Below are 13877 nucleotides of genomic sequence, written 5' to 3'. Positions count from 1 at the left end.
AAGAATTAATAGTGATTTAAAATTCTTGATTACCTATTAATTTCAAAAGGACAGATGTAACATAACTGAATATGCATTTCTGCGAGCAGTAATACTGCCTACCAAAACCCAATGATTAGGTATAAAAAACTATTCCCCCTCATCATTTTTACCTATTTCTACTTCTCCTATCTTGCAGTTAAACCAACGTATTTTACCGTAATTCTCGCCCAAAAAACTATCTTTGAGAAAACATTTACTTCATCAATTTATCATGCCCAAAAAACTCAACGAAATCATTCATAGAAGTTCGGTTAATCTTACGCTTTTTGCTTCTATCACGGCCTTTTTTACGTATATGTGTTTCTATCCCTTTAGGCGTGCTTATACAGCGGCAACCTACGAGGATTTGGCATTTTTTGGCGTGAATTTCAAAATCTTAATTATTACAGCACAAGTATTGGGTTTTGCCGTTTCTAAGGGTTTAGGAATCAAATATGTTTCAGAAATGTTGCCCCAAAATCGTTCTCGTAACTTATTGATAATGATTGGTTTATCGTGGATTTGTTATTTATTTTTTGCCCTTACACCTGCTCCTTATAACTTGCTTTTTATATTCATGGCAAGCCTTCCATTAGGCATGGTTTATGGAACTATTTTAGGATTTTTGGAAGGAAGAAAAACGACAGATTTATTGGTTGCAGTATTAACGGCTTCGTTTATTATGGGTTCGGGATTTGCCAAAAGTATCGGCAAATGGGTGATGACGAGTCTGGGCGTAAGTCAGTTTTGGATGCCCTTCATTGCCTGCGCAATTATGATTGTTCCCTTCGGGATTTGTGTTTGGTTGATGGGTCAAATTCCACCACCAACCGAAGAAGATAAAGAAAATCGTACCGAGCGGAAACCGATGCAAAGGGCTGACAGAAAGGCTTTTATTAAAGAATTTGCGCTGAGTATGACCATTTTTGTGGTCTCTTACGTTTTGCTTACCACCTTCAGAGAATTTAGGGATAATTTCACGCCAGAGATTTGGAAATTGTTGGGTTACGGTAATAATTCTGCGATTTTTACGCAAACCGAAACGCCCATTGCTATCACCGTATTATTGATGATGGCGGCGATGCGTTGGGTACAAAATAATTATAAAGCTTTCATAATTATCCAATTATTGATGTTAGCAGGAGGTGTTCTAATTGGCTTAAGTACACTACTTTTTCAACAAAAAATCTTATCACCTGTGGTATGGCTTACTACGTTGGGTTTGGGTGTATATATGGCGTATGCGATGTGCAACAGCCTTTATTTTGAACGCATGATTGCCACTTTTAAGAAATCTGGAACGGTGGGATTCTTGATAACTTTTGCTGATTATTACGCTTATATTGGTAGTATTTTAGTGTTATTTTACAAAAATTTCTTCCAAAAAAGCATCAATTATCTTGACTTTTTTATCATGCTATCTTACATAATATCTGTTATTTACGTAATATTAGTAGCCCTTTCAATGTGGAATTTGAGCATTTATAATCGAAAACAAAAAGGCATTTGAAAGTTATTCTTTCAAATGCCTCATAAAAAGGGAGTTACTTATTATTACGCAATACGATGTTTTCAATCGGTTAAAATTTACTCCTAATTTCTTGATTTTAAACTTAACGTGTTTCAAGGATGTTCCTTTGTAACAATTTCCGTCAGCTATTACTTCATGAAAAGCGTTAAAAAAAGATATTTTTTGGGATTATAAATTGATATTTAGGCAATGTTCTGGGGTAGTAATTTTACATAAATTATTGGGCGGAAGTCCCATTTTAGGCTTTTTAGGATTTTTTTATTAAATTTGTATTCTCATTTTTATAGTAAAATTGATTTTCATCCTTTGTTTTGTCTATTTGAAAGACAGATTTTAAGAGTCAATTAATTCTTAACTAACAAGCAATAAAACATTTTTTAATGTCTAATATGCTGAAAAACAGTTTATTAGATAGTTAGAGTTGCTTTTCCATTATGATTTTTAAAAGTGTATATGTTACAGTAACTCTTGCTCTTGTAAATTTAATTAACCCTTCAAACGACGACAAAGCCAGTGCTGGCACTGCTTCGTTTTATGCTAAAAAGTTTGAAGGGAGACGTACCTCAAGCGGACAACGCTACCGAGCTACTAAACACACCGCCGCACATCGTACCTATCCCTTTGGCACTCAGTTGGAAATTACAAATCGTAAGAACGGCTTAAAAACTATCGTGAAAGTCAATGACCGAGGGCCACACATAAGAACCCGCTTGATTGATTTGTCATATTCGGCGGCCAAGGATTTGGGATTATTAAGTTCTGGAACGGCAAATGTAACAATCAAAGTCATTTCATTAGGAAAACCTTCTGATTTAAACCTAAATGATGACGAATCGTTGAAAGAATCAACGGTCGTAGCCTCAATATTTCCTAATTTCAAGCCCGAATTTTTAGAGAAAAAGCATCAATATATGGTTGTTACGAAACAACCCGATGGGAATTCGAGAGTCGAATATTCGGATGTAAGGCCTAATTAGATGTAGTTTTTTAAAATTCGATGTTATTGTTTGCGAAGACACGGACAACAACATCGGATTTTATATATTTGCCGCTCCTATTTTTTAGATAATGAATTTCCTAATATTGTCTGTGTCTTTACGGAAAATATCAACCGTAAAAAAACTATCCCCAATTTTATACTTACCCGCTTAATTTCTTGGATTTCTACCTGTAATGGTAATTTATTTTCTCATTAAGCGAAATAAATATACTATGATTTACACCCTTAGTATTCTCTTTTGCTTAATTTTGAAGTGTAATCAAATCAGTCCTATATTCAAAAATTATGAAGATAGCCATTCACGGGCGCATATTTAAGGAGGAAACAAAACCTTTTGTACAAGCAATGTTCGATTTGTTTGTACACGAAAATGTTGAACTCCAAATTTCTGAATCCTATTGGGCAGTTCTTTCAGAAGCGGGTATAACGCATTCAGCCACCACATCAGCTTATACCAATAAACAAGACCTCTTTGAAGCCGATTTTGTGTTAAGTTTAGGCGGTGACGGCACACTTTTAGACGCTGTTACTCACGTTGGTGACCGTGAAATCCCCATTTTAGGTGTCAACATAGGTCGATTAGGATTTTTAGCAACGGTTTCTCCCGATAAAATTCAGGAAAGTTTGAAAGAAGTTTTTGCTGGAAATTATGTACTTGATAAACGTACCTTAGTGAGCATCAATACTACCTTAAACGGGGAGGTAGTTGATATATTTAACGGTATAAATTTTGGCTTGAATGAATTAGGAATTATGAAAACCGATACCTCTTCAATGATTATGGTTCGGGCATTTCTGAACGGAGAATTTCTGAATACGTATTGGGCAGATGGATTAATTATTGCAACTGCCACAGGTTCAACGGGTTATAATTTAAGTGTTGGTGGCCCATTGGTGATTCCGACCTCAGATATTTTTGTAATTTCTCCAATGAGTCCCCATAATTTGAATGTTCGCCCTTTGGTCATTTCAACGGACTCTGTATTATATTTTGAAGTAGAAAGTAGAAGTAATAATTGTTTGATTTCATTAGATGCTCGCTCCAAAGTGGTGGACAGTAACATCAAAATCAGGATGGAGAGGGAGAAATTTAAGGCAAATATTATCAAATTATCCGATACCAACTTTCTCAATACCCTCAGAAGTAAATTAAATTGGGGATTTGATGTAAGAAATTGAAAGGAGAAAAGGAAAAATGGAGATAGGAGAATTAATATTTTCTCCTGTCTCCATTTTTCCTTTTCTCCTTTTATTACGCTACTGCAATTTCTTTAATTGCTGGTTTCAATTCTTCTTTTTTAGGAAGACCCACGTGCAAGATACCGTCTGTGTATGTAGCATCAATTTTATCTCCATCCACATTTTTAGGTAAAGTGAAAGTACGTTGGAATGAAGTATAATTAAACTCTTGACGGCTAAATTTCTCCGTTTTCTCTTCCGTTTTTGCTTCTTGTTTGGCGGAAATTGTCAAGCGATTTTCGTGAAGACTCAATTTAAAATCTTCTTTTTTCAAGCCTGGAGCGGCAACTTCTATTTGAAATGCGTTTTCGTCTTCTTTAACATTCACTGCTGGGATGTTATTGTAGGCTACGTTATTGAAGGATTTTGCTGGAAACATGGTGTCTAAATGGTTAAAAAATTTGTTAAATTCTGAATTGTAAAATTGGTTTGTTGGTTGATTTACGCTGTAAACTTTCATGATTTTATATCGTTTTGAATGTTAATTGTTAAGTTTTTGATTGAAAGGTCTTAAGATTAGATTATTTCAAATTTTCTTTCAATCGAAATTTCTTATTCTTCAAATGCTGTTCCACCCTATTTTTAATGCCATTATGTCTTCTTTTTTCTGAAAAATCAATTAAAAAAGTGACATAATTTCCGATTAATACTTTTTTGTTCTATCTATATCTGTCATTATTAATCTTTAAATTCAATAAAATACTTATTTAACGGTCGGTTTGACTTATTAAATGGTTCACATCTTCTGATTTAACCTTTATACCTTGCACACATTAATTCAGTACATAAAATCCATGTAAAATCATGAAAAATCAATTTATTGTAACCCTGCTATTTTTTTGCGTGAGTGCCACCGTTGCGATGGCTCAAACTAAAAAGCCTATAACCAAGAAGCCGACAACTACCGTTAAATCAACGGTTCCAAAGACGACAACGACGACTAAAAAAGCGACGATAACAACCACTACTACAACACCAGTTGTAACGCCTTCTACTGTGGAACAAAATAAATCGACGACTACTAATACGACAACCACAACAACGCCAACCCAGACAACAACTCCGGCTACTACAACGACCATACAGTCTTCTGGACCATCGAAGGAAAAAAAGACTTCTGAGCCAACACCGGAAAAAGTGCGAATACCCAGACAGCCGAGTGGTAGTTATTCGGGACGAGTAAAATTTGGCATTAGAGTGGAGGCTTCTCAGGTTGTGACTTTTGAAGAAGGGGTTTCTTTGGCATTTTCGCCTGGTGTTAATGCAGGTATAATTGTTAATATTCCTTTTAGTGAAAAGGTTTCGATTCAACCAGAGGTACTTTTTTCAATGCAATCAGTTAAAATATCGGATACTGGAACCCCTGATTATTTGAAAGTTACTGGAAATAGTATTTTAGCACCAGTTACCTTAAATTTAAATTTAGGGCACGGTTCAACAAAATTCATGGGTAATTTGGGAGGATACGCCCAATATGCGCTTAGTGCAAATACAGAACAATCAATTGGCGGAGTCAAAACATCCAAAACAGTTGATTTATCTGGAACCGATAAGTTTAATTATGGAGCAGTGGTAGGTTTGGGGGTAAAATTGAATAATAGCTTTTTAATTGAAGCTCGCTCATTTTATGATTTGAAAGAATCTAATAATAAAACGATTGTTGCTACTGTGGGCATTGGATATTTGTTCTAAAAATACTTGAATGCTGTCATTGCTAATGTAGTGAAGCAATCTTATGGAATGATGAAAGAATATTCAAAGACTATTTCATCATTCAAAAGGATTGCTTCGTTGCATTCGCAATGACAAAGTATTACACTTCTACATCTACTAAATTCCTTACAATATCCTCAAAAGTATCTCGCTTGCGAATTAATTTTGCTTCGCCATCAATTACCAAAACCTCCGCAGGCAATAACCTCGAATTATATTGAGATGCCATCGAAAAACAGTAAGCTCCCGCATTTTTCATCGCAATAATATCCCCAGCCGTTACTTTATTCATCAAGCGTTCGCCTTGTGTACCTTCGGGAGTCCACGAAAAAGTATCCGTTTCGCAAATATATCCCACAACTCGGTATTCATCTTGCGCAGTTTCATCTTGATTTGAGGCATTAAAAATATCGTGATATGCCCCGTACATCATGGGTCTGCCCAAATGATTTAAGCCTGAATTTACGCCCACAAATGTCTTGATTGGATCAGTTTTTACCACGTTTGCAGTCGTCAAAAATGTACCTGCTTCACTGACTAAAAACTTGCCAGGTTCAAACCATAATTGCAATTCACGACCATATTTTTTAGAGAAATTAAGGAAAGCATTGGTTAATGTTTCGCCTACTTTTGCCATATCCGTAACTACGTCTCCTTCTTGGTATGAAACTTTAAATCCTCCACCTAAGTCAATGATTTCTAAGTCTTTGAAACTAAAAGCCATCTCTAAAATTGCTGAAGCCGCTTTGGTAAATGCATCCGCATTTTTTACATCCGAACCCGTGTGTTGATGCAAGCCGATAATTTTCATATCATATTTCTCAACAATGGACAAAATTTCTTCTTTTTGATGAATCGAAATTCCGAACTTAGATTCTGGATGAGCCGTCATAATTTTTTCGTTGCCCCCGCCAAAAACGTGCGGTTTCAAACGAATCAAAGCTCCTTTTGTATTGCCATAACGTTGCCCGAATTTTTCGAGTACGTCTAAATTATCCAAATTGATACGAGTTCCTAATTCTGCCGCCAATTCGATTTCATCAAACGAAACACCGCTGGGCGTAAAAGTGATTTGTGAACCTTCAAAACCAGCCATCATCGCCAAGCGTAATTCTTCGGGCGAGACAACATCAATTTCCACTCCGTGTTTACGCATTAATTTCAAAACCGCCAGATTGGTGTTGGCCTTGCAAGCATATTTTATCTTTAGATTAACATTCTTGAAAGAATCACGGAGAATGGAGATTTTTTCGATAATTTTGTTAGCGTCATAGACGTACAAAGGCGTACCAAATTGCTCAGCTAAATCGGTCAGTGGAATGGATTGAATGTGGTAATATGACATTTATTTCTTGATTTTTTTGCAAAGATACGCCCAATCCAACAATTAAACTGTGTCAATAAACTGAATATTTCCAAATGAAAAAACTATTAATCCTCCTCTTAATCGTGCAAGCGACATTCACCAACGCCCAAATCAAAAATGGCCCCATGGTTGGTTATTCCGAAATGAAAGAGGTCATGCTATGGGTACAAACCGAAAAACCCGCCAAAGTGAAATTTGTGTATTGGGAACAAGGAGCTTCCACTAAAAAGATGACCACGGAAGAAGTTCTGACCACAAAAAAGGATGGCTTCACCGCAAAAATTGTTTGCGACCAGGTAACGATGGGGAAGAAATATACTTACGAAGTATTGTTGAATAATAAAGTTGTTGCCCGAAATTATCCGTTGGCTTTTCAAACGCAAGAGCTTTGGCAATACAGAAAAGACCCACCCAACTTTAAATTCGCTTTGGGAAGTTGTAATTATGTAAATGAATCTGAAACTGACCGACCTGGAAATGGCTACGGCGCTCATAATGAAATTTTCAAGTCTATTTACGATAAAAAGCCCGATTTTATGGTTTGGGGAGGTGATAATCTCTATTATCGTGAAGCAGATTGGGGTACTCGCACGGGAATGATTCACCGTAATACCCACTCACGCAATGTGCCAGAAATGCAAGCATTGTTAGGAAGTACGCACCATTACGCCATTTGGGATGACCATGATTTTGCCAATAATGACTCCGACCGTTCTTTTGGCAATAAGGATATGGCACTCGAAATGTTTAAGTTGTTTTGGGCAAATCCAAATTTTATTTTCAAAGACGAAGGTTGTACAGGCACTTTCCAATGGGGTGATGTTCAGTTTTTTATGATGGATGACCGTTGGTTTAGAGCGCCCGATGATGACCATAATCCCAACCGTGATTTCTTCGGAAAGAAACAATTGAATTGGTTAATTGATGCCCTAACGAGTAGTACGGCTACTTTTAAGATAATCGTATCGGGTGGACAAATCGTTAATCCAGCGAAAGTTTTTGAAACAATGGCAAATTATGAAACTGAACGGGATGAATTGTTGAAGCGGATTACAGATGCAAAAATCAAAGGCGTGATGTTTGTAACGGGCGACCGTCATCACACAGTACTTCAAAAATTAGATCGTTCGGGAGAAAATTATCCTTTATACGACCTCACGGTTTCGCCCTTCACGGCTGGTCCTACCAAACCCATAAAAGTTGAAGAAAATTCGCCCGTTGTAGAAGGAACATTATTTACAGAAAGAAACTTTGCCATCTGCGAAGTAACAGGAACCTTGAAAGATAGAGTCTTGAAAATCAGTATTTTTGATTCAAAAGGAGAACAAAAATGGACAAGAGATATTAAAGCGAGTGAGTTGAAGTAAATGTAAAATCAAATCATTATTCATCCCAAAAAGGAGATTCGACAAGTGCGTTATTAGAATTATGGCTCATCTCCTTTTTTTTATGTATATTTACCGAATTAATAAAAACGCATTCCTTGCCCACTAAAACGAACAGACTGCATGATATTAGCAAAACCAGTACTATTTATTACTTTATCTTTTATTGTCGCTGTAAATTTACAGGCTCAGGTTGGGGAAAAATATTATGGGAGAGCTTCTTATTACGCAGATAAATTTCATGGTCGTTCCACTTCAAGCGGAGAAATCTATGACCGTGCAGAGTACACGGCAGCTCATCGAAATTTACCTTTTAATACCATCGTAGAGGTTATCAATACCACAAACAATCGAACAGCCGTAGTTAAAATAAATGATCGGGGTCCTTTTGCTTATAACAGGATGCTTGATTTATCATTTGCGGCTGCCAAAGATTTAGAACTATTAGGTTCGGGAGAGGCAGAAGTAGAAATGAGAATCCTCTCGATGGATAAATCTGAATATTCCATTGCCAGTTTTTACGCCGGGGTGAAGGGGGAATTCAACCGAGAATTTAATCAGTATGAACCCGTTGTAGTAAGTAGTAAAAGTATCGAAAAAATAACCTTAGACACTAATTATTTATCTAAAAACCCAACGCCTAAAAGCCTTCAATTGAAGCCCGTTACCGAAGCATTTGTGGTGGCGGACAGCCTGAGAAGACAGCAAGCCGAAGGTGATAAAATGGGTTTTCGACAGCATAAATATATTAGAGTTATTAAAGATGGAGATGGACGATACCGCCTTGATTCTTCCATAGTTACACCGCCAACCGCTCAAGAAGCGTACTCCGTTGCTCCCCAAACTAACCACTTTAAGACCTACGAATCTCGTCCTCAGATTTCTAAATCTCAGCCTCAACAACAAGTTACTGAAGCAAAAATTACTGAAACACCAGTAGTCAAAAAAACGGTGGAAGAAACTGTGCAAGCAGATAATTATGTTGGAGGTTTTCGTCAGTATCAGTACGTGAGAATATACACGGATAGCGAAGGCAGAATAAGAATGGATACTACCCAAAAAGCACCCGTTCAGTTGGCAAAAAATACGGCAAATCAAACTGAAAAATCGGATGATAAGCCAAGAGTTATCAATACTGCTTTAACAAGTTCTTCTAAACCAATAACTGCTGCTGCAAATCCTCCAAATATGGAAATGACTAAGCCAAAAGAAATTTATAAAGACGGTTTTAGACAACATTCTTATATCAAAATATATAAAGATACCGACGGGAAAATGAAACTTGACACAACGAGTTTTGAAAGACCGAAATAAATTGCCATAAATGGATTTTAAAAAAGGCTGTTTCTTCACGAGGAACAGCCTTTTTTTGTAGATTTGTTAAACATGGAAATCGCTAATGTGCTTCATGGTAGAATTATCAAACTAAAAATCACTCCATCACACATGAAAAAACTAATCCTTTTATTTTCATTAATTTCAAATCTCACATATTCCCAAATGGGTAAAGAGAAAATCTTGGTTACGGATATGACCAAGATTCAACAAGTCAATAGTGTTTCTATTGCTCCCGATGGGAAAAGAGCTATTTATGCCCTGAAAACCAACGAACCCAATGAATCAGACAAGTTAGATTTCGATTATCGTACGCACCTCTGGATAACTGATTTTCAGAGTATCAAGCAAGTTACAAGGGGTACAGAAAGTGTCAGTGCAGCCTCTTGGAGTGCAGACAGTAAGCAAATTGCTTTTGCGAGAAGTGTAAAAAAACAATCCCAAATCTTCATTATGCCTTTGGATGGGGGAGAAGCGTTTCAACTCACTGACCTAAAATACGGAGCAAACAATCCGCAATGGTCGCCCGATGGTACGAAGATTTTATTTACAGTAAATGTTGCTTTTTCTGAGTTATTGAAAGACAGTTTGTTAAATATTTCAAAAAAATTACCTTCATGGTCTTTTGAAAAAGCTGGATTCAAAACGAATGATTTTTTGAAAGGCAATAAGAAAATCAAAGCAAATCCAGATGGAAATTTAGAAGAAATTAGAGCTTATTTAGACAAGGACATTGAAGATAAAAAAGCTAAGGTTTTCAGTCGTTTAAATTTTCAAGGAGAGTCGAGTACAGAACCCGAAATGAGGTTTAATCTTTTGTTCGTGATTGAGGCAAAAGAAGGCGCTAAACCTGTACAAATGACCAAAAACTTTTGGTCATACAATAATCCTACGTGGTCGGCAGATAGTAAAAGAATTTATGCAGTTTGTGGGCTTGATTCAACGCAACATCCTGACCGTGAGCAAAATTCAGCCATTGTGAGAATGAATGCAGACGGCACAGAATTACGTCAATTGGTAGGAGAAAAGGGGATTTCTTACAACAATCCTACGCTTTCTCCAGATGGTAAAATGATGGTTTTTACCACCTCAAAAATTGAGTGGTTAGGCTACAATCAAATCGTGATTGCTAATGCCGATGGTAGTAATAAGACTCCGATAACTTTCGACCGTTCGACCAATAATTTTGAATGGTCTGATGACTCGAAGTTTGTCTATTTTGCCGCAAATTCAAATGGTGGAGTTCCGATGTATCGTCTTGATGTTCAAACAAAGAAAGTGGATAAGTTATCCGATTTTGATTCGGGGATTTTAAGTTTTGATATTAGTAAAGACCGCATCGTTTTTAGCAAAACGGAAGTTAAAAATCCTTCTGAATTGTACACAGCTGATTTAATGATGAAAAGTTCTGTAAAATTGAGTAATCATAATGAGAACTTTCTGAAAAATAAAACGGTAAGTTTTCCAGAAAAGAGAACTTACACGAATTCAAAAGGGCAGATAATTGAATATTGGATTATGAAGCCAGCGAATTTTGAAGCGGGCAAAACTTATCCATTATTATTAAATATGCACGGAGGGCCAACGGCGATGTGGGGACCGGGAGAGGCTTCGATGTGGCACGAATTACAATATTTTTGCGCACAAGGTTACGGAGTTGTCTATGCAAATCCAAGAGGTTCGGGCGGTTATGGAAAAGATTTCCAATCTGCTAATTATCAAGACTGGGGAAACGGCCCTACCGAAGATGTACTTGCTGCTGCCAGTGCCGCTGCCAAAGAATCTTGGGCTGATACTTCTCGTCAAGTTATCACAGGAGGCTCTTATGCAGGTTATTTAACGGCTTGGATTGTCTCGCACGATAATCGTTTCAAAGCCGCTTTTGCACAGCGTGGCGTTTATGATTTAACCACTTTTATGGGAGAAGGAAATGCTTGGCGATTGACACCCAATTATTTTGGCGGATATCCTTGGCAAGAAAAAACGAAGGATATTTTAGACCGTGAATCACCCTATACTTACGTGGATAAAATCAGAACACCATTGTTGATAAAACACGGAGAAAATGATTTACGTACGGGCATAATTCAATCTGAAATGATGTATAAATCCATGAAAATTATGGGGAAAGAAGTCGAATATGTTCGTATGCCGGGAGCAACGCATGAGCTTTCACGTACAGGAAATGTTCGTCAAAAAATTGATAGAATGTTAAGAATTTATGAGTTTTTTGAGCGATATATTAATAAGCAGTAGGCAGTTATGAGTTATGAAAAATGCCAATTTGGAACTAATAATTCCAAACTGGCATTTTTCATAACTCATAACTGAAATTACATTTCTAAATATTTCATTAACAAATCATACCGTTCACGGTCTGGTGTTTCAATAGCATCAAAATTATAAGCACCCACAATATCATATTCATATCTTGCCAACGTGGCCACGACTGATGTAATATCTTGACGATTTAATTTCAAGGTTAAAATATCTTTAGTATCTTCTGAAAATGAGCCACTTGTATAATATGAGCTAATAATTTTAGTGTTATTTGACTCAATTAATCGGCTAATTTCAGCCAATGAATAACTTCTATTTTCAACGGCAATTTCTAAAACTGCGCCTAATTCCTGCGTACCTAAATTCTTAGAAAACTGGTTTAATAATTCATTTACACTAATGGTTCCCGCAAATTTTTGTTCTTCATCCAAAACCACAACCGCCTGTAAATCATGCTTTTGTGTGAGGGCTAAAATTTCCAAAACGTGCTGATTTTCAGACACTACCACTTCTCCAAACTCTGGTTGGAGTGCCAAAAGAGGCAAACCTTCATCAGCATCCATTAGAATATCTTGATTAATCAAACCTCTATATTCCAATTCATTCACAATTGGTAGTTGTCCAATTCGATACTCCTCCATCAAGTCTATTGCTTTTCCAACGGTATCGGTGGATTTCAAGACAGGTAACATCGGATTAATAAAGTCTTTTGCGAGCATATTATTCTTTTATGAAAAGTTGTAAGGATTTTAAGCGTTCTCAAATCGTTACACTAAATTACTGAATTATATGTATTTTCCAAATATATCAAACTAACTCCTCCACATGAATTGGCGTTTTTTCGAGCCAAGTTTCCAGTATTCCGTTAAATACTTCTGGACGCTCCATCATTGGAGCGTGGCAGCATTTATCAATGAAATACAGTTCAGAATTTTCAATTAAACGATTAAATTCGTGTCCTACTTGCGGAGGGGTAATCGTATCGTTCAATCCCCAAACCAAAAGTGTTGGTGTTTTGATGTTAACAACTTCTTTCGACATATTGTTCCGCTGTGCAGACTTGGCAATCGAGATAATTCTGATAACTTTTGAAGCCGTATTTGTAATGTCAAATACTTCATCAACCAATTCTTTTGTGGCGGTGGCAGGGTCATAAAAAGTATATTCAACCCTTTCTTTTATGTAGTCGTAATTTCCACGTTTTGGATATGAACCACCCATGCCATCTTCAAAAAGCCCTGAACTACCCGTAAGAACCAGTCTTTTAACTTTTTGAGGATTTTTTAAGGTATAAATCAATGACACATGGCCACCCAATGAATTTCCTAAAAGCGTTAATTCATCGAAATCTTTCCAATCTACAAAGCCTTCAATAAACTCACAAAGTCCATCACAGCCTGCTTTTAAAATCGGCATATCATAAATAGGCATCATGGGAATAATTACCCGGTATTTCCCTTTAAAACCTTCAATAACACTTGCCCAATTGCTCAAAGCACCGAAAAGTCCGTGTAGTAACAAAAGAATTTCTCCTTCGCCTTCGTCAATATATTTGTAGCCGTTGCCTTCTTTGATTTGATAGTTCATAAGTTCAATATTTTAATAGTTTTTGAATTTTAATTTAAACGGTTTGTTATTTAAAATGTAACTCTCACTAAGTTAAAATAAATTTATTGATATTGTGATAACGGTTTTATACTATTTTAGTTCCATGATAAATTTACCACAAAATAATAAATAAACCCTTAAAAGTATGTTATTTTTGTGTTACATTTTTTTTATTTTTTTTATAATTACTACTTTTATTGATTTAATAAATGTACAAACATTTGATTTTCAGATAATTGAATAAAAATTTTGAAGATATTTTAAATTTAAATTAAAAATTCATAAAATTCAACAAAAAGATTCTATTAATAATGTTTAAGAAGTAAAAATATTAGAATAGTACAAAATTCCTTTATTTCGTTATACAGTTTTAGCGATATTTTTTTTGATTTTAGCAGA

At 36.1% G+C, this 13877-nt stretch carries 11 protein-coding genes; 7 read left to right on the top strand and 4 right to left on the bottom strand.

Annotation, left to right across the window (positions count from 1 at the left end; all coding sequences use genetic code 11):
* The first annotated feature begins 223 nt into the window (after positions 1 to 223).
* The 3 genes from AC1W31_RS04390 (at position 224) to AC1W31_RS04380 (ending at position 3731) form a co-directional block, all read left to right on the top strand.
* Positions 224 to 1531 (top strand): DUF5690 family protein, encoded by a 1308-nt coding sequence (locus AC1W31_RS04390; RefSeq protein WP_481733194.1) that lies wholly within the window; start codon positions 224 to 226, stop codon positions 1529 to 1531.
* 455 nt (positions 1532 to 1986) lie between these two features.
* Positions 1987 to 2529: a septal ring lytic transglycosylase RlpA family protein gene (locus tag AC1W31_RS04385; RefSeq protein WP_481733193.1), complete on the top strand. Its 543-nt coding sequence runs from the start codon at positions 1987 to 1989 to the stop codon at positions 2527 to 2529.
* 308 nt (positions 2530 to 2837) lie between these two features.
* Positions 2838 to 3731, top strand: a complete 894-nt coding sequence (locus AC1W31_RS04380; RefSeq protein ID WP_481733192.1) for an NAD kinase — start codon at positions 2838 to 2840, stop codon at positions 3729 to 3731.
* 73 nt (positions 3732 to 3804) lie between these two features.
* On the opposite strand, the gene AC1W31_RS04375 is transcribed toward AC1W31_RS04380, so the two are convergent.
* Positions 3805 to 4251 carry an Hsp20/alpha crystallin family protein gene (locus AC1W31_RS04375; RefSeq protein WP_481733191.1) on the bottom strand — a complete coding sequence of 149 codons (447 nt, stop codon included), beginning with the start codon at positions 4249 to 4251 and terminating at the stop codon, positions 3805 to 3807.
* 344 nt (positions 4252 to 4595) lie between these two features.
* On the opposite strand from AC1W31_RS04375, the gene AC1W31_RS04370 reads away from it, so the two are divergent.
* Positions 4596 to 5483 carry a porin family protein gene (locus AC1W31_RS04370; RefSeq protein ID WP_481733190.1) on the top strand — a complete coding sequence of 296 codons (888 nt, stop codon included), beginning with the start codon at positions 4596 to 4598 and terminating at the stop codon, positions 5481 to 5483.
* A 121-nt stretch (positions 5484 to 5604) separates the two neighbouring features.
* Here the strand turns inward: AC1W31_RS04370 and lysA are convergent, their stop codons facing one another.
* The gene (lysA, locus tag AC1W31_RS04365) at positions 5605 to 6849 is read right to left on the bottom strand and encodes a diaminopimelate decarboxylase (RefSeq protein WP_481733189.1); all 1245 of its coding nucleotides are present in this window, start codon (positions 6847 to 6849) and stop codon (positions 5605 to 5607) included.
* 74 nt (positions 6850 to 6923) lie between these two features.
* On the opposite strand from lysA, the gene AC1W31_RS04360 reads away from it, so the two are divergent.
* The 3 genes from AC1W31_RS04360 (at position 6924) to AC1W31_RS04350 (ending at position 11846) form a co-directional block, all read left to right on the top strand.
* Positions 6924 to 8237 carry an alkaline phosphatase D family protein gene (locus tag AC1W31_RS04360; RefSeq protein WP_481733188.1) on the top strand — a complete coding sequence of 438 codons (1314 nt, stop codon included), beginning with the start codon at positions 6924 to 6926 and terminating at the stop codon, positions 8235 to 8237.
* A gap of 141 nt (positions 8238 to 8378) precedes the next feature.
* Positions 8379 to 9569, top strand: coding sequence for a septal ring lytic transglycosylase RlpA family protein (locus AC1W31_RS04355; RefSeq protein WP_481733187.1), 1191 nt, complete (start codon positions 8379 to 8381; stop codon positions 9567 to 9569).
* Positions 9570 to 9701: 132 nt separating this feature from the next.
* Positions 9702 to 11846: a S9 family peptidase gene (locus AC1W31_RS04350; RefSeq protein WP_481733186.1), complete on the top strand. Its 2145-nt coding sequence runs from the start codon at positions 9702 to 9704 to the stop codon at positions 11844 to 11846.
* 77 nt (positions 11847 to 11923) lie between these two features.
* Here the strand turns inward: AC1W31_RS04350 and AC1W31_RS04345 are convergent, their stop codons facing one another.
* A complete protein-coding gene (locus AC1W31_RS04345) occupies positions 11924 to 12589 on the bottom strand; it encodes a CBS domain-containing protein (protein WP_481733185.1) in 666 nt (221 codons plus the stop codon).
* 88 nt (positions 12590 to 12677) lie between these two features.
* A complete protein-coding gene (locus tag AC1W31_RS04340; RefSeq protein WP_481733184.1) occupies positions 12678 to 13457 on the bottom strand; it encodes an alpha/beta fold hydrolase in 780 nt (259 codons plus the stop codon).
* Positions 13458 to 13877: the final 420 nt, after the last annotated feature.

The sequence above is a fragment of the Arcicella sp. genome (assembly GCF_964672035.1).
The sequence above is the reverse complement of the archived record's forward strand: the minus strand, read 5'-3'. Positions and strand labels throughout refer to the sequence as shown.